This is a genomic window from Enterobacter sp. CP102, assembly GCF_025152625.1.
Taxonomy (GTDB): Bacteria; Pseudomonadota; Gammaproteobacteria; order Enterobacterales; family Enterobacteriaceae; genus Enterobacter; species Enterobacter soli.
Genome location: NZ_CP104014.1, coordinates 401226 through 427579, shown reverse-complemented (window position 1 = coordinate 427579; position 26354 = coordinate 401226). Strand labels below are relative to the sequence as shown.

General features: G+C 55.1%; 25 protein-coding genes. 6 read left to right on the top strand and 19 right to left on the bottom strand.

Going from position 1 to position 26354, the window contains the following annotated elements:
- Window positions 1–6: 6 nt before the first annotated feature.
- Genes ulaD through ulaA form a run of 4 tightly spaced genes read right to left on the bottom strand, consistent with a single transcriptional unit; the run spans window position 7 to window position 2865 of the window.
- Window positions 7–657: a 3-keto-L-gulonate-6-phosphate decarboxylase UlaD gene (gene ulaD / locus N1249_RS02030; RefSeq protein ID WP_008502901.1), complete on the bottom strand. Its 651-nt coding sequence runs from the start codon at window positions 655–657 to the stop codon at window positions 7–9.
- Between the two features lie 12 nt (window positions 658–669).
- Window positions 670–1137 (bottom strand): PTS ascorbate transporter subunit IIA, encoded by a 468-nt coding sequence (gene ulaC, locus N1249_RS02025; RefSeq protein ID WP_259834118.1) that lies wholly within the window; start codon window positions 1135–1137, stop codon window positions 670–672.
- Between the two features lie 9 nt (window positions 1138–1146).
- On the bottom strand, window positions 1147–1452 hold the full coding sequence (gene ulaB / locus N1249_RS02020) for a PTS ascorbate transporter subunit IIB (RefSeq protein ID WP_259834116.1): 306 nt from the start codon (window positions 1450–1452) through the stop codon (window positions 1147–1149).
- Window positions 1453–1464: 12 nt separating this feature from the next.
- Complete coding sequence (gene ulaA / locus N1249_RS02015) at window positions 1465–2865, bottom strand: PTS ascorbate transporter subunit IIC (RefSeq protein WP_259834114.1); 1401 nt, start codon at window positions 2863–2865, stop codon at window positions 1465–1467.
- Window positions 2866–3223: 358 nt separating this feature from the next.
- Between ulaA and ulaG the strand changes: the two genes are divergently transcribed.
- Together ulaG and ulaR are read left to right on the top strand one after the other, a co-directional pair.
- Window positions 3224–4288, top strand: coding sequence for an L-ascorbate 6-phosphate lactonase (ulaG, locus tag N1249_RS02010; protein ID WP_010427455.1), 1065 nt, complete (start codon window positions 3224–3226; stop codon window positions 4286–4288).
- Between the two features lie 110 nt (window positions 4289–4398).
- Entirely contained in the window at window positions 4399–5154 is a 756-nt protein-coding gene (gene ulaR, locus N1249_RS02005; RefSeq protein ID WP_259834112.1) for an HTH-type transcriptional regulator UlaR, read from the top strand.
- Here ulaR and yjfP read toward each other — a convergent pair.
- Window positions 5151–5882: an esterase gene (gene yjfP, locus N1249_RS02000; RefSeq protein ID WP_259834110.1), complete on the bottom strand. Its 732-nt coding sequence runs from the start codon at window positions 5880–5882 to the stop codon at window positions 5151–5153. The two genes, ulaR and yjfP, sit on opposite strands and share 4 nt — an antisense overlap.
- A 137-nt stretch (window positions 5883–6019) precedes the next feature.
- On the opposite strand from yjfP, the gene bsmA reads away from it, so the two are divergent.
- From bsmA to N1249_RS01985, 3 genes are all read left to right on the top strand, one after another.
- The gene (gene bsmA / locus N1249_RS01995) at window positions 6020–6349 is read left to right on the top strand and encodes a biofilm peroxide resistance protein BsmA (protein WP_014068626.1); all 330 of its coding nucleotides are present in this window, start codon (window positions 6020–6022) and stop codon (window positions 6347–6349) included.
- 136 nt (window positions 6350–6485) lie between these two features.
- The gene (yjfN, locus tag N1249_RS01990) at window positions 6486–6773 is read left to right on the top strand and encodes a DUF1471 family protease activator YjfN (protein ID WP_014068625.1); all 288 of its coding nucleotides are present in this window, start codon (window positions 6486–6488) and stop codon (window positions 6771–6773) included.
- A gap of 170 nt (window positions 6774–6943) precedes the next feature.
- The gene (locus N1249_RS01985; protein WP_259834107.1) at window positions 6944–8875 is read left to right on the top strand and encodes a methyl-accepting chemotaxis protein; all 1932 of its coding nucleotides are present in this window, start codon (window positions 6944–6946) and stop codon (window positions 8873–8875) included.
- On the opposite strand, the gene N1249_RS01980 is transcribed toward N1249_RS01985, so the two are convergent.
- Window positions 8872–10494, bottom strand: coding sequence for an isovaleryl-CoA dehydrogenase (locus tag N1249_RS01980; RefSeq protein ID WP_259834103.1), 1623 nt, complete (start codon window positions 10492–10494; stop codon window positions 8872–8874). The two genes, N1249_RS01985 and N1249_RS01980, sit on opposite strands and share 4 nt — an antisense overlap.
- A gap of 192 nt (window positions 10495–10686) precedes the next feature.
- Between N1249_RS01980 and N1249_RS01975 the strand changes: the two genes are divergently transcribed.
- Complete coding sequence (locus N1249_RS01975) at window positions 10687–11976, top strand: MFS transporter (protein WP_259834101.1); 1290 nt, start codon at window positions 10687–10689, stop codon at window positions 11974–11976.
- An 82-nt stretch (window positions 11977–12058) separates the two neighbouring features.
- Here N1249_RS01975 and rlmB read toward each other — a convergent pair whose 3' ends face one another.
- The 13 genes from rlmB to rnr all read right to left on the bottom strand — a co-directional run bounded on the left by rlmB (window position 12059) and on the right by rnr (window position 26337).
- Entirely contained in the window at window positions 12059–12790 is a 732-nt protein-coding gene (gene rlmB / locus N1249_RS01970; protein ID WP_058840431.1) for a 23S rRNA (guanosine(2251)-2'-O)-methyltransferase RlmB, read from the bottom strand.
- A 107-nt stretch (window positions 12791–12897) separates the two neighbouring features.
- Complete coding sequence (locus tag N1249_RS01965) at window positions 12898–13698, bottom strand: ABC transporter ATP-binding protein (protein ID WP_259834099.1); 801 nt, start codon at window positions 13696–13698, stop codon at window positions 12898–12900.
- Window positions 13695–14684 carry an ABC transporter ATP-binding protein gene (locus N1249_RS01960; protein WP_259834098.1) on the bottom strand — a complete coding sequence of 330 codons (990 nt, stop codon included), beginning with the start codon at window positions 14682–14684 and terminating at the stop codon, window positions 13695–13697. The genes N1249_RS01965 and N1249_RS01960 overlap by 4 nt, the downstream gene beginning before the upstream one ends.
- A complete protein-coding gene (locus N1249_RS01955; protein WP_259834096.1) occupies window positions 14677–15537 on the bottom strand; it encodes an ABC transporter permease in 861 nt (286 codons plus the stop codon). Before N1249_RS01955 ends, N1249_RS01960 begins: the two co-directional genes overlap by 8 nt.
- Window positions 15534–16490 carry an ABC transporter permease gene (locus N1249_RS01950; protein WP_259834094.1) on the bottom strand — a complete coding sequence of 319 codons (957 nt, stop codon included), beginning with the start codon at window positions 16488–16490 and terminating at the stop codon, window positions 15534–15536. Before N1249_RS01950 ends, N1249_RS01955 begins: the two co-directional genes overlap by 4 nt.
- A gap of 12 nt (window positions 16491–16502) precedes the next feature.
- The gene (locus tag N1249_RS01945; RefSeq protein ID WP_259834092.1) at window positions 16503–18065 is read right to left on the bottom strand and encodes an ABC transporter substrate-binding protein; all 1563 of its coding nucleotides are present in this window, start codon (window positions 18063–18065) and stop codon (window positions 16503–16505) included.
- Window positions 18066–18087: 22 nt separating this feature from the next.
- Window positions 18088–19305: a M20 family metallopeptidase gene (locus tag N1249_RS01940; RefSeq protein ID WP_259834089.1), complete on the bottom strand. Its 1218-nt coding sequence runs from the start codon at window positions 19303–19305 to the stop codon at window positions 18088–18090.
- Between the two features lie 53 nt (window positions 19306–19358).
- The gene (locus tag N1249_RS01935; RefSeq protein ID WP_259834087.1) at window positions 19359–20135 is read right to left on the bottom strand and encodes an ABC transporter ATP-binding protein; all 777 of its coding nucleotides are present in this window, start codon (window positions 20133–20135) and stop codon (window positions 19359–19361) included.
- Entirely contained in the window at window positions 20135–20905 is a 771-nt protein-coding gene (locus N1249_RS01930; RefSeq protein WP_063144093.1) for an ABC transporter permease, read from the bottom strand. Before N1249_RS01930 ends, N1249_RS01935 begins: the two co-directional genes overlap by 1 nt.
- Window positions 20902–21909 (bottom strand): glycine betaine ABC transporter substrate-binding protein, encoded by a 1008-nt coding sequence (locus N1249_RS01925; protein ID WP_259834085.1) that lies wholly within the window; start codon window positions 21907–21909, stop codon window positions 20902–20904. Before N1249_RS01925 ends, N1249_RS01930 begins: the two co-directional genes overlap by 4 nt.
- 57 nt (window positions 21910–21966) lie before the next feature.
- Window positions 21967–22686 (bottom strand): aspartate/glutamate racemase family protein, encoded by a 720-nt coding sequence (locus N1249_RS01920; protein WP_259834084.1) that lies wholly within the window; start codon window positions 22684–22686, stop codon window positions 21967–21969.
- Window positions 22679–23683, bottom strand: a complete 1005-nt coding sequence (locus tag N1249_RS01915) for a D-cysteine desulfhydrase (protein ID WP_259834083.1) — start codon at window positions 23681–23683, stop codon at window positions 22679–22681. Before N1249_RS01915 ends, N1249_RS01920 begins: the two co-directional genes overlap by 8 nt.
- 212 nt (window positions 23684–23895) lie before the next feature.
- Window positions 23896–26337 carry a ribonuclease R gene (gene rnr, locus N1249_RS01910; RefSeq protein WP_259834081.1) on the bottom strand — a complete coding sequence of 814 codons (2442 nt, stop codon included), beginning with the start codon at window positions 26335–26337 and terminating at the stop codon, window positions 23896–23898.
- Window positions 26338–26354 lie beyond the last annotated feature (17 nt).

Sequence of the window (26354 nt, the reverse complement as noted above, 5' to 3'; positions counted from 1 at the left end):
CACTCCTTAGCCCCACAGCTGAGCAATTGAGCGCTTGAACTGACGTGCGGCTTCCACCGGAGAGGCTGCATCGCGAATGCTGCGACCAGCAATAAAGACATGGATTGGAATGCCTTTAAACAGAGGCAAATCTTCCAGCGCCAGGCCACCGGTCACGGTGACTTTGAAGCCCATATCCGCCAGACGCTTGATGGCACTGATATCCGCTTCGCCCCAGGCCACACCCGCCGCCTGCGCATCACGGCTACGGTGATAAACCACCTGCTGAATGCCCGCATCGCGCCACTCCTGCGCCTGCTCCCAGGTCCAGAAGCCGGTCAGTTCAATCTGCACGTCGCCGTTAAACTCTTTTGCGACATCCAGCGCACCTTTGGCGGTGTTGATATCCGCACAGCAGATAACGGTGACCCAGTCGGCGTTAGCTTCAAAGCACATGCGGGAGAGGATTTTTCCCGCATCGGCGATTTTCGCGTCCGCCAGCACGATTTTATGTGGATAGAGCGCTTTCAGGTCGCGAACCGCGCGAACGCCTTCACCTACGCACAGAATCGTGCCGACTTCGATAATATCCACCTCTTCCGCAATCAGGCGGGTGGTTTCATAAGCGTGAGACAACGTCTGGTTATCCAGCGCAACCTGCAACATTGGTAGTGACATTTCAAATCCCTCTTAAACAGCCGCCGCAGTGGCGTTATCAATTAAATCCAGCACGTCCTGCGCGGTGCGGCAGGCGCGTAAACGGTCAAAATTGGCTTCATCATCAAACAGGTTGACGATCTGCATGATGCCGACTTCCTGATGGGTGTTGGCATCAACGGCCGCCATGGTGATCAGAATGTCGACCGGGTCGTTATCTTCATGGTTGAACACCAGCGGCTCTTTTAATGTCACCAGCGCGAAACCTGTTTTTTTGACGCCCTCTTCCGGGCGGCCATGCGGCATCGCCAGCCCTGGTGCAATGACGAAATACGGGCCGTGCTGCGCAACGCCATCAAGAATGGCCTGGTAGTAACGGGGCTCGACAACGTCAGCCTTAACCAGCAGATCCACGCTCAGCTTCACCGCCTCCTGCCAGGTGCTGGCCTCCGCCTGCAAAAGGATGGAGTTATTTTCTGCCAGCGAATCACGTAATTTCATGTTTCGTCCTTACTTCACGTCTTGAGGGAAGTGCTCTTTGATCACTTCCAGCAGTTTTGGGCCGAAATCCGCAGGCGACAGCATGTTGCGCACGCCCACCACATATTTATTACCTGAAACAGTAATTTCCCCGGCGATATGGGTAGAGGCGATGATGATGTCCGCGCCATTCAGTTCACTTTTGTATTCCCCCACCGCGCAGCTGTTTACCGTGTGGTCGATGTTTGACTGGGTTAAAAACTGGTCCACTTTCATCTTCATGATCATGGAGCTACCTTGCCCATTGCCACACACAGCCAGGATACGTACGGTCATAATCGAAACTCCTTAGTGAGCAGAAACTTCTGCTGTTTGTTTTTCCGCATCTTCTTCCGCCCGCAGCGAACGGCCAGCGAAGAACATATAAGCAAGGGCGATCAGGATGATGACGGCCATAAATACCAGCCCGACAGAGGCGAAACCTTGCATCATCGGCGGTGCCAGAATTGACCAGTCCGCCATGCCCATCCAGGCGCTCATCCCCGTGAGTTTGACCGCCCACACGCAGCCAAAGATTTCGATCATGCCCATTACCAGGCAAATCTTGAGCGCCGCGCGCCAGCCGCCAAAGTGGTTAGCAAACACGCCGATGGTGGCGTTGGAGAAGAACATTGGGATAAAGCCAGGAATGATGAGAATGGAAGAGCCGCAGCCCACCAGAATGCCTACCGCAATCAGTTGGCCGATGGTGCCCCACATAAAGCCCCAGACGACAGCGTTTGGCGCGAAGCTATAGATAGCGGCACAGTCAATCGCCAGTACAGCACCAGGGATCAGGCGTTGGGAGATACCGTTGAAGGCTTCTGACAGTTCCGCCACGAACATACGCACGCCCTGGGTGATGATGAAAATCGCCACCGCGAACGAGAAGCCGGTTTGCAGGATGTAGACCGTCCAGTGCGTTTTGCCCGCCATTGCCTGGACAACATCGATGCCGAAAGAGAGCAGGATCGCACCGAAGAAAATGGTCATCACAATCGCGGTAGAGACGATGTTGTCATGGAAAATATTCAGCCAGCCAGGGAGCTTCAGATCTTCGACGCTCTCTTCTTTTTTCCCCAGGAATGGCGCGACTTTATAGGCAATCCAGGAGGCGAACTGCTGCTGGTGACCAATTGAAAAACCGCAGCCATCGGTCACGTCTTGCGTTGGCTTGTACATCATATTGGAGGTGATCCCCCAATACAGCGAAACCAGAATCGCGGTGCAGATGATCGTTGTCCACATCGGATAACCGAAGATATAGAGGGACACGGCAATCAGCCCGGCCTGCTGGAACATAATATGGCCGGTAAGCATGATGGTGCGAATGCCGGTTATACGCCGCAGCAGAACATAGATAATGTTCAGCGCCAGCGCGAGCAACACGGCGTACCCCACCCAGCTATAGGCATCACCCATACGATCGATGGTGGCCATCATTGAGGCGTAGGTGTCAGAGATGGCGCCATTGATGCCATACACTTCCGACATTTTGGCGACCACCGGCTTAAATGTGCCCGTTAAAATGCCGGACCCCGCCTGTAACAACATAAAACCGATAATGGTTTTAATGGTGCCTTTGATAATAACGCTCACGCTTTTACGCAGAAGGATGTAGCCCAGGCACGTCACGATACCCAGCAACAGCGGCGCGTTAGTCATTACCTGATTAAAAAATACGGTAAAGACGTTGTAGAGGATCTCCATAACTCTCTCCAGAAATGAGAACACGAGGGGTAATCCCTGTGCGGTTGGTGCCATCACTCTAGTAATCACAAATAATCACCACAAGATTGTATTTGATTATTTGTGACGTATCACGCAAATTATTTCCATGGTGTTAGTAATGATTTTCACTACCGTACATGAAGAATAAATTAATCTTTATAATTCATGTAATTAATGATTAATACCGGATAGTCTAACAAGTAAAAAGCGGATAATCCGTGAAGTCGAACAGATAAAATTCACCATTTTCACCATTGCAAAACGCGTCAAATGATGCCAGCATCAATCACAACAAATCATAACGTGATTACTTTTGATTAAACCAGGAGTCAAAACGATGAGTAAAGTGAACACCATCACCCGTGAATCATGGATTCTGAGCACCTTCCCTGAATGGGGCAGCTGGCTGAATGAAGAGATCGAGCAGGAACAGGTTGCTCCTGGCACATTTGCAATGTGGTGGCTGGGCTGTACCGGGATCTGGCTGAAATCAGAGGGTGGTGCGAATATTTGCGTCGATTTCTGGTGCGGCACCGGTAAACAGAGCCACGGCAACCCGCTGATGAAAAAAGGTCATCAGATGCAGCGCATGGCGGGCGTGGAAAAACTGCAGCCGAACCTGCGCACTACGCCGTTTGTGCTCGATCCGTTTGCGATTCGTCAGATCGACGCCGTCCTCTCTACCCACGATCACAACGATCATATCGACGTGAACGTGGCTGCTGCGGTGATGCAAAACTGCGCGGACGATGTGCCGTTCATTGGGCCGCAGACCTGCGTGGATCTGTGGATCGGCTGGGGTGTGCCAAAAGAGCGCTGCATCGTGATGAAGCCGGGTGACGTGGTGAAAATTAAGGACATTGAGATCCATGCGCTGGATGCGTTTGACCGTACTGCCCTGATTACCCTGCCTGCTGACCAGAAAGCGGCTGGCGTATTGCCGGATGGTATGGACGAGCGCGCGGTGAACTACCTGTTTAAAACCCCTGGCGGTTCCCTCTATCACAGCGGTGATTCCCACTACTCCAACTACTACGCGAAGCACGGCAACGAGCACCAAATCGATGTCGCGCTGGGTTCCTACGGTGAAAACCCGCGCGGTATCACCGACAAAATGACCAGCGCCGATATGCTGCGCATGGCGGAAGCGCTGAACACCAAAGTGGTTATTCCGTTCCACCATGATATCTGGTCAAACTTCCAGGCAGACCCGCAGGAAATCCGCGTGCTGTGGGAGATGAAAAAAGACCGCCTGAAATACGGCTTCAAACCGTTCATCTGGCAGGTCGGCGGCAAGTTCACCTGGCCACTGGACAAAGATAATCTGGAATATCACTACCCACGAGGTTTCGATGATTGCTTCACCATTGAGCCTGACCTGCCGTTCAAGTCCTTCCTCTGATTGTGAAGTCATATCGCCAGACCTTGTGTCTGGCGATGTCATATTTATTTTAGTAATTTCACGCTATTTCAAATATCATCTTTTCAAATCAATTCTTATCGGAATAGCTCATGACGGAAGCGCAAAGACATCAAATTTTACTGGAACTCCTGGCGCAAACAGGGTTTATAACCGTTGAGAAAGTGATCGAACGATTAGGCATTTCTCCGGCAACGGCCCGACGGGACATCAACAAGCTGGATGAAAGTGGCAAACTGAAAAAAGTCCGCAACGGTGCGGAAGCCATTAGCCAGCAGCGCCCACGCTGGACGCCGATGAACATCCATCAGGCGCTGAATCACGATGAAAAGGTACGTATCGCCAGAGCTGCTTCGCAGCTGGTGAATCCCGGCGAGAGCGTGGTGATCAACTGTGGCTCGACGGCGTTTCTGCTGGGGCGGGAGATGTGCGGGAAACCGGTGCAGATCATCACTAATTATCTGCCGCTGGCCAACTATCTGATCGACCAGGAGCACGAGAGCGTAGTGATCATGGGCGGTCAGTACAACAAGAGCCAGTCCATCACCCTAAGTCCACAGGACAGCGAAAACAGCCTCTACGCCGGACACTGGATGTTTACCAGCGGCAAGGGCCTTACCGCTGAAGGCCTGTATAAAACCGATATGCTGACGGCGATGGCCGAGCAAAACATGCTTAACGTGGTGGGCAAGCTTGTTGTGCTGGTCGACAGCAGCAAAGTGGGTGAGCGCGCCGGAATGCTGTTCAGCCGGGCAGAGCAAATTGACATGGTCATCACCGGGAAAAATGCCGATCCCGTGATCCTCCAGAAGCTGGAAGATCAGGGCGTCACAATTCTGCGTGTTTAAAGGTGCTTACGGAAAAACGCGACCGTGGCATCCAGCGCGGCTGGCGTAATGCGGTGCCGCACTCCGGCTTCCCACTGGCAGGTTAACTTCCCGTCCAGCCCTTCGCTTTTGAGTGCCTGCTGCAAGCGGAAGGTTTCAACCGCAGGCACAATGTCGTCTGCTTCGCCGTGCCACAGGAATAGCGGCCTGCTCGCCAGCACTGGCAATGCATGGGTTACCTCCCATTGCGCCAGTGGCGCCATCACAGCCTCAACATCATCCTGCTCGCGGGGTGGGAACAGCGTCTGCGAGAGGGAAGTGAAATACCCGGATCCCATCAGGCAGGCCACAGATTTCACCTCTGGATGACGGGTCATGATCCCAAGAGCCGTCATGCCCCCCATTGAGGCCCCAGCCACCGCCAGGCGGTTATCCGCCACCAGCCCCGCCTGATGCAAGGCATCGCGCAGCGCGGCGAACTCGGTAAGGCTGCCGTGAAGAATTTGCCAGAACTGCCCAAGACGAGCCTGTTCGTCACCCGTAAAGCGGGCTCCGTGATCGGGGGCATCTGGCATTACCACACGAAAACCCGCCTGTGCCAGCGCGACTGCAAAGTAGCTGTAAACCAGCTTAGATGAAGTAAAGCCATGATAAAAAACCACAACGGGCAACGGTTGCTGACCTTTTCCCGCCGGAAAAGCATGTAAGATTTCGTGGTCACCGAGTCGTTGTGTTTCAAGTTCTATCATTGTCGATCCTTTGCAATTGAATGATTCATAATGTTGAGAACTGGGTTACGCTTTCACGACATTTTCATTCGAAATTTACGCCCCAGATAACACTTCGGGAACATTCCCCCAAAACTAAATTTACAGACAACTACACTATGGCTATCAGGAAACGAGATATGGTTATGCGCAGGTTTGCTGCTTTATTGCTGGTGTCACTGCTTAGTGGCTGTAGCGCGCTGCAAGGCACGCCACAGCCCGCTCCCCCGGTTGCCGATCACCCGCAGGAAATTCGTCGTAATCAGACGGAAGGATTACAACGAATGGGTACTGTTTCCGCGCTTGTTCGCGGTTCGCCGGATGATGCGCAAGCCGCAATAAAAGCCCAGGCCGTCGCTGCAAAAGCAGATTATTACGTCATCATCATGGTTGATGAAACCATCATTACGGGACAGTGGTACTCACAGGCGATTTTGTACCGTAAGTAATGGGCTTCATTTGAACGACATTTACACTGCTTTGCGTCCATAGACATTTTCCTGTCCACAATAAACTCCATGCCCGCAACAATGGAAGTGAGTTTATTTGCGAAGGAGTGCCCGGCGGATACCGGAGACATGTGAAATGGAGCTGACGATGAAACGAACTCTTGCTTTGACCTCTCTGTTGCTCTCTGCAGGCCTTGTGAGCACGACTGCGCAGTCAGCTGAATTCGCCAGTGCTGATTGTGTTACTGGCCTCAATGAAATTGGCCAGATCTCCGTGAATAACATTTCGGGGAGCCCGCAAGACGTTGAACGTGTAGTTGCATTAAAAGCAGATGAACAGGGTGCTTCCTGGTATCGCATCATCCAGATGCAGGAAGATAACCATGTCGATCAGTGGCGGGTACAGGCCATTCTCTATGTGTAATCCCTCCAGATAAAAGCCACTTATTTTTAGTGGCTTTTCGTTTTTGCAAATATTTTATCCTTTAATAAACCTTTCAAAAACAATTGAATAACATTTCGTTACATTAAGGAGATAAATGTTATCTCTGCCCTGCCGTTGAAGAGCCATACCTTTTCAATAATGAGCAATTTATGATCAGTTTTTTCCGCCGTGCGGGTCTGGGCACTAAGCTATCGCTGCTTACCGGCGTGAGTGTCGCTATTCTTTTCCTGTTCTTTACTTTTCTGCTTAGCCATAAAACCAGCCAGCAACTTGAAGCCCTTGCAGTCGAAGACCTGCACAACCAGTCCACCGGCATGGTTGATATGGTTCAGATGTTTAACACCAGCCTGAGCGAAGAGGTCGAAAGTTATACCCGGCTGTTCAGCACCTTTTTACCTCAGCCGCTTAACATCGATAACAGCCAGAATCGCACAATCAATGGGATGAACGTCCCCCTGCTGAAAGGCGGTGAAACGGAACTCCATGAAAACAATAGTCTTTCAGATGATTTCCTGAGCCGTACAGGGGCTATCTCAACCCTGTTTGTGCGCAGCGGTAACGACTTTATCCGCGTCGCCACCTCACTGCGCAAGGAGAACGGCGATCGGGCCATCGGCACCGTGCTGGACACGGCAAGCCCGGCCTTCGCCGCCGTCAGCAAGGGGGAAGTGTATCGCGGCCTGTCATTGTTGTTCGGCAAACGCTACATCACCCAATATCAGCCCGTTAAAAACAGCGATGGCCAGGTAATTGCCATCATGTTCGTCGGCGTGGATATCACCCACTCCTGGAACGTCATGCGCGAGAAAATCCTCAACCGCCGTCTGGGTGAGAGCGGCCATTTCTTTGTTCTGGATCGCAGCAGCGGAAAAACACACGGGCAATTCCTGTTCCATTCCAGCGAAGAGGGCCAGTTACCTGAGTGGAGCAACGCAATCCAGCAGCAGTTGATGAGCGATAAATCCGGCACGCTGGAGCGCGAAAGCGATGATGGCCGCACCTTAAAAATGGCCTGGACGCCGATGCCTGGCTGGAACTGGACCATTGTGGGTGAAGTGGATAAATCGGTACTTCTCGCCAGCGTGACTACGTTACGTGACCGCTTCCTGCTGGCGGGTGTGGTGTTATCCGCGCTCTTCGCGGGCCTGTTTGTCCTTATCATTCGCAGGATGCTGACGCGTCCGCTGCGCGACGTTATCCACCTGGCGCGCCAATATGCCGCCGGTGACCTCCGCGCCAACCTGCCCGTTACCCGTCGTGATGAAGTGGGCCAGTTGATCACCGCCATTAACGGGATCGGCGCAGGATTACAAAAAATCGTTCTTCAGGTTCGGGAAGCCGCGGGCGAGATCCACATGGGCACAAACGCCCTGGCTTCGGATAGCGGAGAGATCTCAGAGCAGATCAACAAACAGGCCAGCAGCGTGGAAGAGACCTCTGCCAGCATGGAGCAACTGGCCGCGACCGTGCAGCAAAATGCCGCCAATATGGAGCAAACACAGCAACTGGTGGGCGAAACCTCACAGGCCGTGCATCAGGGCGGCAAGACGGTCACCCACGCGGTAGCTACCATGGATGATATTCGCGACGCCTCGAAACGTATCGAAGACATCACGCGCGTGATTGAGTCTATTGCATTTCAGACCAATATTCTGGCGCTCAATGCGGCGGTTGAGGCTGCACGCGCCGGGGAACATGGCAAAGGTTTCGCCGTGGTGGCGCAAGAAGTTCGCGCCCTGGCGGCACGTAGCGCCAATGCGGTGAAAGAGATTGAGCAGCTGATTGGCGACACGCTGAATAAAGTGAGCGAAGGCCACGCGCTGTCTGAACAGACGCGTCTGGCGATGGATGCCATCATCCTTCATATCGATAACATCAGCCAGCTGGTCACGGAGATTAACCACGCTTCCCACGAGCAGTCGGCGGGGATCCATCAGGTTAACCTTGCCATGACGCACATTGGCGAAGCTTCACATATCAACGCCGACCGTGTTTCACGCAGCGAGCAAACCGCACAAACGCTGCGTGAGAAAGGCTCACACCTCACCCAACTGGTCAGCCTGTTCCAGTTAAAAGACTAACCTACCCTGCCCGTGGCACGCAGCAGCAGGTCATTTTGTACCTGTTCGCTCAGAAGTGAGCCACCACGGGTATCAAGCATCATGCGGCACCACGCCTGCGCGACCGGCGGTGATGCGTGCCGCAGCATCTGGCTTCCGGCGCCCAGCAAAAAGAGCTGTTGCGTGATCTCCCTGCCCTGCGCCTCCTGAGGTTTACGCAGTTTTTGCTGAAGCTGACGCCAGCTACGATCAAAATGCCGATCCTGCCCTTTTACCTGAGCAAAATCGTCGGTGAGCAGCTCGAGAATACCGGGCTGCTTTGTCAGTACCCGCAGAACATCCAGGCACATGATGTTGCCCGAGCCTTCCCAGATGCTGTTCACCGGCATTTCCCGGTACAGGCGTGGAAGTTCGCTCTCTTCGCAATAGCCAATCCCGCCCAGCACCTCCATCGCCTCTGCCACAAACGGGATACCGGCTTTGCACACGCCATATTTTGCCGCCGGGGTGAAAAGCCGCGCCCAGGCCGCTTCCTGCACGTCTTCCCGCGAGTCCCAGGCACGGGCAAGGCGAAACAGCAGCGCGGTTTGCCCCTCAAGCACCAGCGCCATCCGGCTCAGTACATCGCGCATTAAAGGCTGATCGATAAGGTTCTTACCAAATGTCTGTCGCTGATGGGCATGGTACAGCGCCACAGATAACGCCCGGCGCATCAGGCCGTGGCTGCCAAGCGCGCAGTCGAAGCGCGTCATGCCGCCCATCCTGAGGATTTGTCGAATACCTTCGCCCTCCTCCCCCAAAAGCCAGCCGGCGGCGTCCTGAAACTCCACTTCGCTGCTGGCATTGGAACGGTTGCCCAGCTTATCTTTCAGCCGCTCCAGACGTACGGCGTTGCGCTGCCCGTCAGGTAAAAAGCGCGGGACAAAAAAGCAGGATAACCCCCCTTTCGCCTGGGCCAGCACCAGGTGTGCGTCACTTTGTGGCACCGAGAAAAACCATTTGTGGCCCACCAGCCGGTAACTGCCGTCACTGCATTTTTCCGCTTTGGTGGTATTGCTGAGCACATCCGATCCACCCTGTTTTTCGGTCATCCCCATACCAATCAACACCCCACGTTTTTGTCCTCCGGGCGCGAGATGCGGGTCATAGCGATCGCTGAGCAAAGGCGTGAGCCAGTCACGAAAAATTTTGGGCAGTGCCTGCTGGAGCAACGGCGTGGCGGCGAAGGTCATGGTGACGGGGCAAAGCGTGCCCGCTTCTACCTGAGCATGGAGGATAAAGCGTGCCGCCCTGGCGACGAACGAGCCTTTGCGCGCGTCCTCTTCCCACGCCAGGTTGTGAACCCGGTTGGCGCATAGCCCCTGCATCAGTAAATGCCAGGCAGGGTGAAAACGCACATCATCCAGCCGTTCGCCCGTGGCGTCATAGCGCAGAAGCTCCGGCGGATTGACGTTCGCCAGCCTGCCCAGCTCCAGGGATTCTGCCGTACCCAACTGCTGGCCGATGCTGGCGAGCAGCTCCATGTCCCACTCCGCCCCTTCGCGGTTTACCGCTTCACGCAATGCGCAATCCGAGAGGAAAAGATTGCTGTTGGAAAGTGGCACAGGCTGATTAAAAACCGTATGCGTTTGCCAGTTCATGTTGTGTCCCTCCTTCAGTGGCAATGAAGGTAAGTATGGACAGCACAGGCTAACGCTGCATGGGAGTGGGGTCACAGGGTGGCAATCCCACTGAAATCATTCGTGAAATAGCTCACATAACATAAGAATAAACTATTTCATGGCCGGTTATTTGTTGAATAATTTATTCTAACCTTTCCAGTGAGGATCCTTATGCAACCTTCACACTCTGCGCCGGATGCGCACAAGCGCGCGCTCATTGCCGGCTCTATTGGTAATTTCATCGAATGGTATGAATTTGCGGTGTACGGTTTTCTGGCGACCGTGATTGCGAAGAACTTCTTCCAGCTGGAAGGGGACGCGGGGCTGACCAGCCTGATCCTCACCTACGCCTCGTTTGCCATCGCCTTCTTCTTTCGCCCGCTGGGGGCTGTTGTGTTTGGCCGCATAGGTGACCGGATTGGCCGCAAACCCACGCTGATTATTGTCCTGGTGCTGATGACGCTCGCCACCGCCGCGATTGGCATTGTGCCAGTGTATGCGAACATCGGGATTGCCGCACCGCTGATGATTACGTTGCTCCGCATATTGCAGGGGCTGTTCGCCGGGGGTGAATACGGTGGTGCTGTCTCGCTAATGACCGAGTTTGCGCCACGCGGCAAACGTGGCCTGTACGGCGCATGGCAATCTTTTACCGTGGCGCTGGGGCTGCTGGCGGGCGCGGGTATTGTCGCCCTCCTCTCTGCGCTGCTTACCCCGGAGGCACTGCACGACTGGGGCTGGCGCATTCCGTTCTTCCTGGCCCTGCCGATGGGCGTGGTTGCCCTGTGGCTGCGCGTCAGCATGGAAGAGACGCCAAGCTTCGTCCAGCAGCAAGCAAAACCGGTTGTCACTCAGGCGCACACTGCGGCAACGCTGAAAGCCATCGTGATGGGGATTGGCCGGGTAATGGTGTGGTCGGCGGCGGGATATACCTACCTGGTGATCATGCCCACCTATTTACAATCGGCGCTGCATACCGGGTTTAATCAGGCGCTGTTGATTGCGGTGATTTCCAATATCGGCTTTGCACTGACCATTATTCCTTCCGGGATCCTCAGCGACCGGATTGGCCGGCGTACCGTGATGCTCATTGCCACCGGGTTGCTTCTGATCCTCGCCTTGCCGCTGCTTAAAATCCTCCAGGCGGAGTCCAGCACCCTGGCGGTAAAAGCAATTGTCGTGCTGGTTGCGGGCGGTCTGGTGGGAATGCTGGCAGGACCGGGGCCTGCAATGCTCTCTGAAATGTTCCCGACCCGTGTGCGTTACACCGGGCTTGGGCTGGCCTATTCGCTGTCGAACGCTATTTTTTCGGGCTGCGCGGGTTTGATTATCACCGGGCTGATTAAAGAGACAGGCAACCTGGATATTCCGGCGTATTACGTTATGGCCACGGCGGTGGTGAGCATTGTGGCGCTGATGACGCTCAGGAAGGATGACCATTTGCGGTCGTTAGAGGAGTGAGGTTGTTTTGCCGGGTGGCGGCTTCGCCTTACCCGGCCTACAAAACCGTAGGCCCGGTAAGCGAAGCGCCACCGGGCGAAAATCAGCTACGCTGACGCACCGCTTCAAACAGGCAGATGCCCGTCGCAACGGAAACGTTCAGGGACGACACGCTGCCCGCCATCGGGATGCTGATCAGCTCATCGCAGTGCTCGCGCGTCAGGCGACGCATCCCTTCACCTTCTGCACCCATCACCAGTGCCAGGCGGCCGGTCATTTTGCTCTGATACAGGGTATGGTCGGCTTCACCCGCGGTACCCACGATCCAGATGTTCTCTTCCTGAAGCAGACGCATGGTGCGCGCCAGGTTGGTCACACGGATCAGCGGAACGTTCTCTGCCGCGCCGCAGGCCACTTTCTTGGCCGTGGCGTTCAGCTGCGCAGAGCGATCTTTTGGCACGATAACCGCGTGCACACCGGCCGCATCAGCACTACGCAGACACGCGCCCAGGTTGTGCGGATCGGTCACGCCGTCCAGGATCAGGAAGAACGGGTTATCCAGTTCGGCAATCAGATCAGGCAGATCGTTTTCCTGGTACTGACGGCCCGGCTTCACGCGCGCAATAATGCCCTGGTGAACCGCACCCTCGCTTTTTTCATCCAGGAACTGGCGGTTCGCCAGCTGGATCACCACGCCCTGAGCTTCAAGCGCGTGGATAAGCGGCATCAGGCGTTTATCTTCACGCCCTTTCAGAATAAAGACTTCCTGAAAACGCTCCGGCGCGCGCTCCAGCAGGGCTTGCACCGCGTGGATGCCGTAAATCATTTCACTCATTGAACTTACTCGTTTTAGGCGGTGTGCGCCGGGTTAAATTGGGTCGTGATAGAGATCGCTTGCGCCTATTATAACCGACCCGGCGTTCAAATCGACCCTGATAGTTTTTACCCGTTGGCAACCACGCGCGTTTCCTCTTCCTTTACGGGACAGGCGGGCAAAATGGCATCCATCAGATAGCGCGTATACTCATGCTGAGGCGCACTAAAGAGTTGCGCCGTCTCGCCCTGTTCAACCAGCGATCCCCGGTACATCACCCCGACCCTGTCTGCTATGTGCCTGACAACGTTGAGATCGTGGGAAATAAAGAGATATGCCAGCCCATGCTCTTTCTGTAACCGCATAAGCAGATTCAGGATCTGCGACTGAATGGAGACATCAAGCGCTGAAACCGGCTCATCGCAAACAATCAGTTTCGGCTTCAGTATCAACGCCCTGGCAATACCGATTCGTTGACGCTGGCCGCCAGAAAACTCATGCGGATAACGGGCGGCATCCTGGGGGCGCAGGCCAACCTGCTCGAGTATATGAGTAACCTGCGCTTTTCGATTGCCTATGCCGTGAATCGTCAGTGGCTCTTCAAGGCTATAACCCACGGTGCGTTTAGGGTCGAGCGACGAGAGGGGATCCTGAAAAATCATCTGCATGTCACGGCGCACGCTGCGCCATCCTGCGGTATTCAGTCCTGTCAGCGATCGGCCTTCAAACGCGACGTCGCCTGCATTGGCTGCGGTTAGCCCCAGCACAAGACGGCCGATAGTGCTCTTACCGCTGCCAGACTCACCGACCAGCGCCCAGGTTTCACCCGCGTTCAGGGTAAAGCTGACGTTATCCACCGCATGCACCTGCTGCCCACGGCGATGAAATATTTTCGACAAATTGTTCACGCTTAATAAAGGTATCGTCATCCAGCCGCTCCTGTCTCCTCGGCCCGCCAGCAGCGAACCTGCTGTGCCTTGTATCCCACCGTCTGCAGCTCGGGGGCCTGCGCGCGGCAGCGGGGTTGCGCCAGCGGACAGCGATCGGCGTAGCTACATCCTGAAGGAAATGCATGCAATGACGGAACCTGACCGCTGATTTCGGCCAGCGGTGTTTTGGGAGGATGATCCACCGAAGGACGAGCAGCCAGCAGCGCACGGGTATAAGGATGGCGCGGTTGTGTAAAGAGCGTATGAACATCAGTCTCTTCCACAACCTGTCCGGCATACAGTACGGCCACGCGTTGGCAAAGCCGCGCAACGACGCTTAAATCGTGGGTGATAATGACAATCCCCATGCCCGTCTGCTGCTTAAGTCCGTCGAGTAAATCGAGGATCTGCGCCTGAATGGTGGCATCCAGTGCCGTAGTCGGTTCGTCAGCAATCAGTAGAGAAGGAGAGGTCGCAATGGCCATGGCGATCATTACGCGCTGACGCATTCCGCCTGAAAGCTCATGCGGCCAGGCATTGGCGCAGCGGGCAGGATCGACAATACCAACCTGGGTCAACAGGTCGATCGTTTTCTGCTGACGCTGGGCGCGTTTCAGATAGGTATGCAGCCGCAGGCTTTCATCAATTTGAGCACCAATGGTCATCACCGGATTAAGGCTGGCGAGCGGATCCTGAAAAATCATCGCCATCTCTCGCCCACTCCGTTGACGGCGTACTTTTGCCGACAGCGAGTGCAGCGCCTTCCCCCCCAGAATGACCTCACCCTTGACCCGGCTGGTGCGGGATGAAAGCAGTCCCATTAACGCCTGAGCAGTCACACTCTTGCCGCAGCCTGATTCCCCGATGATGCCGAGAGTTTCATGGGTGTTTACCCGAAAAGAAACGCCACGCACCGGGGAGACAACGCCCATTCTCGTCGCGAATGTAACCTCAAGGTTATTAACCTCAAGTAAGGCTTCAGCCATGGCGTCCTCCTTGTTTAAGCAGACGCAACACGCGGCGAGGCAGAGGTTTAAGGCCCGGGTCAGCACTGTCTCTCAGGTCATCGCCAATAATATTTAAACCGAGGATCAGCAACACAATGGCGATCCCCGGGAAGAAGGTCATCCACCAGGCGGTGAAGATCACAGCCTTTCCTTCGAGTAATAAGTTGCCCAGGCTTGGCATTGGGGCTGGCACGCCAGAACCGAGAAAGCTCAAGGCTGCTTCGGTAAGAATGGCCACCGAAAACACCCAGCTGACCTGCACGATAAACGGCGAGATAACGTTAGGCAAAAGGTGCAGCCAGATAATGCGCGAGGCACCTGCGCCCTGCGCGCGCAGGGCTTCAATAAAGTTCTTCTCTTTGATCACCTTGGCCGCACCTCGGATCACCCGCGCAACCGACGGCACGTATACCAACGATAGCGCCAGCACCACGTTGACGATATTCGGTCCGAGCACGCCGACAATGGCGATCGCCAGTAGCAAAGACGGAAAGGCAAAAAGACCATCACAGACGCGCATCAGGATCCTGTCTACCGGGCGATACCAGGCGCACAGTAGACCGACGATCATCCCCGTCACACCTGCTATCACCGCTACCGCTGCGCCCACCGAGAGCGACACGCGCACCGCCAGCGCCACACGGACAAAAAGATCCCGCCCGAAGTTATCGGTGCCGAACCAGTGTTCTGTAGAGGGAGGGGTCAACCGGCTTAACGGATCGAGGCTGTAGGGATCGTAAGGGCTTACCAGGCTTGCAAAAAATGACAGTAGTACAATGGCGGCCAGCACGGCGGGCCAAATTAAAAGCCCCGGATTTCTGCAGGTAATCATTTTTCCCCTCCGTCGACGGACAGACGCGGATCGGCAAGATAGTTCAGCAGATCCACTGCCAGGTTGATCAACACGTAGCAAACGGTGATCAGCAGCACCACACCCTGGATCACCGTCACGTCACGACGCTCGATCGAATCTACAATGAGCGATCCCACGCCGGGAATACCGAACACGCTTTCGATCACGATCGTGCCGGTTACCAGCGACGCGAAGGATTCACCGCAGATGGTCAGTATGGGGATCAGGCTGTTTTTGAGCGTGTGCCGTAAAAGCACAAGCCACTCCGGGACCCCTTTTGCCCGCGCAGTGTTGATAAAAGGCTCTTGCAATACATCCAGCATCACGGCACGGGTCATGCGGGCAATCAGTGCGGCGATGCGGAGCCCCAGCGCGATAGCAGGTAAGGTTAGGTACCAGACGTTAAGCCAGAAATCATCGTTGGTAGAGCGATACCCCACCACCGGAAACCAGCGCAGCTGAACGGCAAAGAAGAAGATGAGGACGAGGCCAAGCAAAAAACCCGGCACCGACATGCCAAAAGTCGCCAGCATACGAATGATGCGATCCGTGATGCCGCCATGTTGCCAGGCGCTTATCACGCCCCCCATCAGCCCCAGAATGAGCGCAATGAGTTGAGCATAGAATGCCAGCGCCAGCGTCGGCGTCAGGTGCTGTAAAAATAGCGACATAACGCTGGTATTTAAAAACAGGGAATGTCCCAAATCCCCGGTAAGGATCTCGCCAAACCAGCTGAAAAACTGCACCAGCAGGGGCCGATCCAGCCCCATCTGCTGGCGCAGCGCAGCAATATCCTGAGGACTGGCATCATTCCCCAGGATCACCAGCGCCGGATCGCCCGGTGCGAGATGAATCAAGCAAAACACCACTACCGACACCACCAGCAGCACCGGCAGAAGTGCCAGCAGGCGGTGAAAAAGGTATCTTCTCATCGCCTTCTCCCGTCAGGGTTTCGTCACGCTCACGTTCCATAAAATAGGGCCAATCAGGTCCTGATAGCCTTTTACATTGCCTTTTAGCGCCACCGCATCCGGCGTCGTGCGGCCAAGCACAATGACCGGCAGATATTGCCAGCTCAACTTGTTCAGTTGATCCACCAGCGGTTTCGCCTCTTTCAGGGAAGGCGCCTGCTTGATTTCATCCAGCACGTTATCGATCTCCGGGTTGTTGCTCAGCCCGGGAAACTTCGCGCGCGAATCGAGGAAGGGATATTGATGCAGCACCTGACGCATTGAAAACTCCAGCGCACAGAGGTCGAAGTTTTTCGGATCCTGGCGGCGCTGCAGAACGGTCGGCCAGTCGTAGACGTCCAGGCGTGACTTCACCCCAATCTGCTTCAGCACCTGTTGAGCCACTATTGCCAGGTTATACAACTCTGCATATTCTTTCGTGGCGATGATTACCACTTCTTCACCGTTGTAGCCCGAGTCTTTCACCAGCGCGCGCGCCTCGTCGAGCCGATGTTGGTTCCAGAAAGGTTTACCGGCCTCGCTGTACCAGTCCACCTGTTCCGGAAAGCCCAGTGACGGATCTTCCTTAAAGAAACGCGGATCGCTGTAGCCCGCCAGCAGCGTTTGATGGACATTAAGCGCAAGGTTAAATGCCTGGCGCAGCTTCACATTGGCAAACGGCCCCTGGTTTTTATTGAACAGATAGGTAATGAGCGAGCCGCCGCTTTTGGGCTGGAAGAGCGACAGATCCGGCACGCTGCTGAGCGTGTCGATATTGTCCTTCGGCAGCTGGAATACCAGATCGTATTCCCCGGTCATCGCCCCGGCCAGGCGAGTGGATTCATCGGTAATGTAGCGGAACCAGATGTCCTTCACATCCGCTTTCTTCTGGCCCGACAAACCGCTTGCAGGCTCCGTGCGGGACTGATACTGGTCATAACGGGTTAAGTGCAGAAAATCACCGGGTTTGAACTCAGCCAGTTTGTAAGGGCCCGTGCCAATTAGCTCGGTCACGGGCTTCTTGCTGCTGTTGGCCTCATCAATAATGCGTTTCGGCATAATAGCGGCGATGTTCTTCACGTCTGCCAGCACGTTGAGCGTAATCAGTGACGGGGAAGGAAGCGTAAAGGTGACGGTTTTATCATCCACCTTACTGAACTGCACGCCGGGCAAATTAGCTTTCCCCTGCGTGGAAACTGCCAGCCAGCGATTCATTGAAGCCACAACGTCATCCGCAGTCAGCGGTTGTCCGTCATGAAAATGGATCCCGTCACGTAACACAAAGGTGTAGGTTTTACGATCGTCACTCAGCGTGTACCTCTCCACCAGCTCCGGTACAGGCTCAAATTTGGCGTTGATGGTGAACAATGTTTCGAAAATATGCCTGTCCACGTCGGAGGTGGCGTTATTGGTCGTCAGATAAGGGTCCAGCGTTCCAGGCCGGTTCCCGTAGGCAATATTCAGCACGGCGTTACGATCGATACTCTCGGCCTGCGCACTTCCCAGGGGTAAAACCACCGCCAGCATCAGTGCGGCGGCAGAAAACAGCATTTTCATTGTTATGGTGCTCCGGTTTAGGTCATGCAGCTTGCGTGGCGGCGGTTTGCCCGGCAAATTCGTTTTTCACTTCCTGCAGCAACGCAGCATCGGTTAACAGTCGCAGCCCGGTTCGGGCCAGCACCTGCGCGCCTGTCACTAGCGCGTCATAACCCTGTACTGAATTAGCGGCCTCGCGGAATGCCACGGTGTGACCAATCAATTCATCGGGGCCAATCTTGATGTAAGGATGCGCTGTCGGTACCGCATGGCTGATATCGCCAGCATCGGTTGAGCCCAACCCCTCTTTTTCCTTCAGCTCGACCGTCTCCCCTGCAGCGGTGAATTCTTCCAGCAGTACACCGTTCAGTGTGTGGTTGATGTTGAAATCACGCGGCCCAATCTGATGCTCAATCTTGACCGTGGTACCGGTTGCCAGCGCGACGCCTTCCGCAATGGCGCGAATGCGTGGCTCCAGCGCAACCACCTCTTCACGGGTATGGGCACGAATGTAATAGTGCGCCGACGCATATTCCGGGATCACATTCGGAGCCTGACCACCGTTGGTGATAATGCCGTGAACGCGGATGCCATCCGGCAGTTGCTGACGCAGAACGCTGATACCGTTATAGAGCAACACCAGCGCATCCAGCGCGTTCACCCCTTTATGAGGTGAGCTGCCCGCGTGGGAAGGTTTGCCATAGAAATGGAAGTAGAGATGGTTATTCGCCAGTGACGGGCCGGACAATCGCGTTTTCCCCGCGGGGTGGACCATCAATGCCACATCGACATCGTTAAGGAAGCCATGCTCTACGAAGCGGGCTTTCACATTACCGTTTGGACCACCTTTGCCACGCAGCCCGCCCTCTTCTGCAGGCGTACCGAGTACCACGACCTTGCCACCTGTCGCGTCCAGCGTTTCGCTAAGCGCAATCGCTGCAGCAATACTGGTAACCCCAATGATGTTGTGACCACAGGCGTGCCCGATATCAATAAGCGCATCGTATTCCGCCAGGAACGCGATGGTTGGGCCGGGCTTGCCGCTCTCCTTCACCGCATAAAAAGCCGTTTCATGACCGGCGACATTAAGCGTGACGGCAAAGCCCTGTTGTTCCAGCAGCTGTGTCAGTTGGCCGCTGGCGTAATACTCGTTATTGCCGGTTTCAGGGTGGGCGTGAATATCTTTGGCTATCGCCACATACTCATCCCGATGCTGTTGAATACTTGTTTCAAGACGGTCTCGTAATTCGCTATTGCTCATTGCTTCCACCTCAGTCATGACAGTTGATTCATTCCCGACACCGGGAACTGTATTTAACGTAAGTGCCGCTTCGCCTCCTGGCGTACCCGATGCAGGACGTGATGCTTGATCTCGCTATAGGCAGGGTGTTCTGCCAGCGTTTCGATATCTCGCTCCCGCCCAAAGGGCAGAACGATCTCATCAACGATTTTTCCCGGCTTTGCCGACATGATCAGAATGCGGTCAGCCAAAAAAAGCGCCTCTTCCACATCGTGCGTGACGAAGAGCAGTGTGGTGCCGGTAGAGAGCCATGCCTCGCGCAGCAACTCCTGCATCATCAGTCGGGTTTGCGCATCCAGCGCACCGAACGGTTCATCCAGCAGCAGCACTTCCGGGCCGGGGAGCCAGGCGCGAGCGAGCGCCACGCGCTGCTTCATACCGCCAGAAAGCTGCCAGGGTGCATGATGTTCGAAGCCTTTCAGACCCACGCGTTCAAGCCACGTCTGCGCCAGGGCATTGGTTTCGTCCTTACGGTATTTGCCCAGGCGCGGGCCAAAAGTGACGTTTTCCAACACCGAGAGCCACGGGAAAAGGTTGGGTTGTTGGAATATCATTCCGCGTTCAGGACCAGGCTTGCTAATATCTTTCCCGCCAGCAGCCACCCGCCCCCGGTCTGGCTTATTAAACCCGGCGACAAGGTTCAGAATGGTGGATTTGCCACAGCCAGACGGCCCAAGCAGGACCACAAACTCACCGCTGTTCAGGCTAAGATTGATATCTTCCAGCACCTTAAACGGCTGGGGTTTCGCCGCGAAAGAGAGCGATACATTTTCAAGGGTGATAGCACTCATTATTCTTTCCCCGCCCAGGGCACTGTCAGCCGCTGTAGCCCCAGCAGTAATAAATCCAGAAGGTAGCCAATGCCGCCCAGCAGCAAAATGCCGAGCATGACGATATCAGTACGCAAATAAGAGCTGGCGTTGATGACCATCCAGCCCAGACCGGAACTGGCTGCGACCATCTCCGCGGCAATCAACGATGTCCAGCCAATACCAATGGAGAGCCTGACGGTGGTGAAAAGGTCCGGCAGCGCGTCCGGGAGGACGACGCGCATGAAGATTTGTCTGCGGGAAGCGCCCAGCGTCTGCGCCACGCGAATACGTGAACGACCAATGCGTTCAACTGCAGCCGACGCCCCCACGACCACGCTTAAAAACGTGGCAATAAAGATCAGGAAGAATTTGGAGGCCTCGCCAATCCCAAGCCACACGACGGCCAGGGGGATGAGGGCAATTTTGGGTAAAGGACGCAGAAACTGAACGAAAGGATTAAGTACCGCCGCCAGGCCGTCAGACAACCCCATCAGTAATCCCAGCGGAATACCAATGATAATCGCCACGGTAAATGCGCTCAGCGCTCGCGCGAGGCTCACCGCAATGTGTTCCCAGAGCGGTACCTGACGATAGCCATCGGCAAGCAGCTCTTCGGTCGTCAAACCAATGTCCGTTAGCGACGGTAACAGCAGCGGATCGACCCACTGCTGCGTTGCCGCCACCTGCCAGACAATAAAGAAAACCGCCACCGACACTACGCTGATGGCGATATGCTGACTCAATCTCATTGCGCCGCCACCGCCGCATCACGGATATAGCGAGAATCAATGGCGGTATCCCAGTTTGCAGGGATATCGCGCTTGCGGATTTCGCCAATACCGGCGAGGAAGCCGGAGGTTTTGGTTAAGGCTTTGCCGATACCGCTGTCGGTGGTCTGCGTGCCATTACCCAGCCAGTCCGCAGTACCCTGCTGAGCAAGCGTTGGATATTCCAGCCCACCCAGCGTATTTGCTGCCGTGGTAACCGGTGCCCCAACTTCTTTAGCAACGATGCCTGCCGCACGCTCCGGGTCTTTCTTAAACTCATCCACCTTCTGCTGATGCACGCGAAGAAACGCAGTGACCGCTTCTGGGTACTTCTCAGCAAAGGCTTTCCGTACCACATAGTTGTTGTAGATAAGATAGCCGTCTTTCTGCAGATCCTTGGTGGCAAAGACCTGGTGCCCACCCGACGCCTCCAGCTCTTGTGCAAACGGTGCCCAGACATAGCCAGCATCAATATCACCACGCTTCCATGCCGCGACCATTTCTGCAGGACGCAGCGGCAGTAACGTGATTTTGCTGCGGTCCAGTTTGTTCACGCTGATCGCGGCTTCGAGAGCATATTGAGCCGTTGAGTTGGGTGGGTAGGCGACACGCTTCCCTTCGATATCATTAATTTTCACAATGCCATCTTTGCCGATCAGGCGTTCATAGCTGGCTATCACGCCCGACACGCCAATAATTTCGACCGGCAATTTGCGGACAATGCCTGCCGTCGCTGGACTGGATCCAAAATTGGCAATATCAATCGCGTTGCTGGCAAAATAATTAAGCGCATCGGCACCCGATGCAAATTGCACCCACTTCACTTTACTGTTTAACGCTTTATCAAGAGAGCCATCGGCTTTTGCCAGCATTAATACCTGAGAACCGCCGCTATATGCCACACGAACCTCAGCAGGTGAATCGGCAAAACTCATATTTGCCCATAGCCCGCCCACTGCAATTAATAAGCAGAGACTTTTTTTCATTTTATTTATCCTGTGATTGATCTGAATATAATGTCCGTGATCGTACCGGACGGTGCGCTAATTAAATGGTCTGCTGGTTTGCCATAACTGCGAACATCGTTCTGCCAGTGCCTGAGCCGGATCCCAGGTGAGATGACGAAACGGAGCCCTGGCAGCCTCCAGCGCAACAGGCACTTCGGTACAGGCCAGCACCAGTTTTTGCGCGCCACGGGCAAACAATGCGTTAGCCTGCAACACCAGCAGTTCGCCGCCGTCAACCAGCGCGCCACGCTTTACCGCGTAACAGCCCGGTACAAACCATTGGGTCAGCTCCTCGGGGGTCGGCACGACGACCTCTATAGCCTGCGCGGCCAGTCGTTCCTGATACCAGCCCGCGTCCAGCGTGCCTTTAGTGGCAATGACACCAACCCGCTGAGGTTTTTCCTCAGCCTGCGACAATGCCTCCAGCGTCGCATCAACGATATGCAGAATAGGGACGTTGCTGGCTTCACTCAGCGCATCGTACCAGTGGTGAGCCGTATTACACGGGATTGCGATATGGCTTGCCCCCGCCTGGTTAAGTTTCTCGACAGCGTGAAGAAGTTGCGGCAAGGGCGAAGGGCCCGTACCTGCCAGCGCGTTCTGGCGATCGGCAATTTGCGGTACATTCCAGACGACCGTTGGGATCTGCTGTTGATCGCTCTGCGCAGGCGTAGCCTCCAGCAGGCGACGCAGAAAATCCAGCGTCGCAAGGGGGCCCATACCACCCAGCACGCCAAGCAGAAAAGGCTTAGCCATGCTCCAGCACCTGACGATAGCCAAATAGCCCTGCTGACCCACCCGTGTGGATAAAGACAATATTTTCATCCTGACGGAAATGCCCTTTGCGGATCAGATCGATAAGCCCGGCCATCCCTTTTGCGGAGTAAACCGGATCGAGCAGGATACCTTCATGGCGGGCCAGCAGCCTCAGTGCTTCAAGCGTGCCCTCCGTCGGCAAACCGTATCCGTCACCGACATAATCGCTGTTAGCGACGACCGCATGCCGCGACAGTTCCCCCGGTACGCCCAACAGATCCAGCGTTCTGGATGCCAGATTCCAGACGTTCTCTTCCTGTTTATCTTTGGGTGCCCGCACGCTGATGCCGAGCACCGGAATGTGGCTGTTGGTGGCGGTGAACCCCGCAACCAGCCCCGCCTGCGTACCGGTACTGCCCGTCGCATGGACAACGTGATCGATGCGCAAACGACGCTCTGATGATTGGTAAAGCAGCTCCTCCGCACAGGCGACGTAGCCCAGCGCCCCGATGGGGTTCGAACCTCCGCCAGGAATAACGTACGGACGGTGGCCTTGTTCGCGAAGCGTTGCGGCGTACTCTTCCATCGCCTTTTGCATATCGGTACCGCCTGGCAGATGTGCGACAATCTCGCCGCCCAGAAGGGTATCCAGCAGCACGTTACCCGAGCGCTGATAATCCTCACCAAAATCAGTCACGCGTTTTTCCAGCAGCGCTTTTGCCTGCAGGCCAAGGCGTGCGGCACCGGCGATCGTTTGACGTACGTGGTTAGACTGGGTTGCGCCCTGCGTCACGATGATATCGGCTTTTTGCTGCAGCGCATCCGCCAACAGAAATTCCAGCTTGCGGGTTTTATTCCCGCCGCTTGCAAGGCCCGTTGCATCGTCGCGTTTTATCCATATTTTGGGCCCGCCTAATAATTGGGTTAAATTATTTAACGGTTCCAGTGGCGTAGGAAAATGACCGAGCGAAATTCGGGGAAAACGGGCCAGATGCATAAACGCTCCTTGCTAAAAAGGGGGCTTTATAAAAGTGAAATTCACTATACACATCTGAATAACACGGCTAATCAAAAATAATAAATAACGATTACCGGAAAATGAATAAGCAGGAAAAACGGGTTGATAAGGCCGCTATCTATTCTGTTCTGGAATGTCTTACGGCAAAAAAGAATAACCCCTTTCGTTGGAAAGGGGTTATGGGGACGAAATTACTGCGCGGTATTTTTCTTCGCCGCGCGCTTCGCTTTGGTCGCGGCAGCTATTTTCTGCGTTTTAGCGGAAGGTTTTTTCGCTGAGCGAGCTTCTTTCTTCGCGGCCTTCGGTTTCTTTTTCTTCTCGCCACGGAAGGCGCTGTCCGGCTCAAAGTTTACCTTTTTACCGGCCTGACGGCGCTTGCCGCTCGGGTTACCGTTTCCGCCTTTTTTAGCCTTCTCACGCGCGGTTTTGCCAACATTACGTGGGCCACGCTCGCTGGAGATCAGGCTGAAGTCGATTTTACGCTCGTCCATGTTAACGGCTTCGACTTTCACTTCTACGCGATCGCCCAGGCGATAAGTCTGGCCGCCGGACTCACCAATCAGACGCTGGCCAACCTGGTCAAAGCGATAGTAATCGTTATCCAGGCTGGACACATGCACCAGACCATCGATAAACAGATCGTCGAGACGGACAAAGAAACCAAAGCCGGTCACGCTGGCGATCACGCCCTTGAAGACGTTACCGACCTGATCCAGCATAAAGTCACATTTCAGCCAGTCGGAAACTTCACGCGTGGCTTCATCAGCGCGGCGTTCGGTCATGGAGCAGTGCTGGCCCAGTTGCAGCATCTCTTCCATCGAGTAGTGATAACCACCCGTTTCCGTCGTGTTGCCCTTATGTCCCTGCTCTTGCGCCAGCAGATACTTGATCGCACGGTGCAGGGAGAGATCCGGGTAACGGCGGATAGGCGACGTAAAGTGCGCATAAGACTGCAACGCCAGGCCAAAGTGACCCCGGTTTTCTGGATCATAAATGGCCTGCTTCATGGAGCGCAGCAGCATGGTTTGCAGCATTTCATGGTCGGGACGGTCACCGATGGACTCCAGCAGTTCAGCGTAATCACGCGGCTCCGGCTTGTTGCCGCCCGGCAGTTCAAGACCCAGCTCGGCCAGAACAGTACGGAATGCGGTAATCGCTTCGGTGCTTGGTTTATCGTGGATACGGAACAGTGCCGGCTCTTTGGCTTTCTCAACGAAACGCGCCGCAGAGATGTTCGCCAGAATCATGCACTCTTCAATCAGTTTGTGCGCATCGTTACGCTGCGTCTGTTCAATACGCTCGATACGGCGTTCGGCGTTGAAGATAAACTTCGCCTCTTCGCTTTCGAACGAGATCCCGCCGCGCTCTTCGCGCGCCTGATCCAGCGTCTTGTACAGGTTGTGCAGCTCTTCGATGTGCTTGACCAGCGGTGCGTATTGTTCACGCAGATCCTGGTCGCCCTGGAGCATATGCCAGACCTTGGTATAGGTCAGACGCGCATGAGAGCTCATCACCGCTTCGTAGAATTTATAACCCGTTAAGCGGCCTTTGGTGGAGATAGTCATCTCACACACCATACACAGGCGATCAACCTGCGGGTTCAGGGAGCACAGACCGTTAGAGAGCACTTCCGGCAGCATCGGTACAACCTGGGACGGGAAGTAAACCGAAGTACCACGGCTGCGGGCTTCATTATCCAGCGGCGTATGCGGGCGAACGTAATAGCTTACGTCGGCGATAGCCACCCACAGGCGCCAGCCGCCACCGCGTTTTTTCTCGCAGTAGACGGCGTCATCGAAGTCACGCGCATCTTCACCATCAATCGTGACCAGCGGCAGGGAGCGCAGGTCCACGCGGCCTGCTTTGGACTCTTCCGGCACCACTTCTTTCAGGCCGACAATCTGCTCTTCAACGGCTTTTGGCCAAACGTAGGGGATTTCATGGGTACGCAGCGCCATATCAACCGCCATACCCGTGCCCATGTTATCGCCAAGCACTTCAACAATTTTACCTACCGCTTTGGTGCGACGAGTCGGGCGCTGGGTCAGTTCGACGACTACCACAAAGCCCATCCGCGCGCCCATGACTTCTTCAGGCGGGATCAGGATATCGAAACTCAGGCGGCTGTCGTCCGGTACCACAAAGCCCACGCCCGCGTCGGTAAAGTAGCGGCCAACAATCTGGCTGGTTTTTGGCACCAGCACACGCACCACGCGCGCTTCGCGGCGGCCTTTACGGTCCGCGCCCAGCGGTTGCGCCAGGATCTGATCGCCGTGGATACACATCTTCATCTGCTCAGATGAGAGGTACAGATCGTCTTTGCGGCCTTCTACGCGCAGGAAGCCGAAGCCATCGCGGTGACCAATGACGGTCCCTTTCAGCAGATCGAGGCGCTCTGGCAGGGCGTAGCACTGGCGGCGGGTAAAGACCAGTTGCCCGTCACGCTCCATCGCGCGCAGACGGCGGCGAAGGGCTTCAATTTGCTCTTCACCTTCAATGTTTAATTCAACGGCAAGTTCTTCACGATTGGCGGGTTTTTCGCGTTTTGTTAAGTGTTCAATGATGAACTCGCGGCTTGGGATTGGATTCGCGTATTTTTCGGCTTCGCGTTCCTGGAAAGGATCATGTGACATAGCGGTTCCTCCGTTGT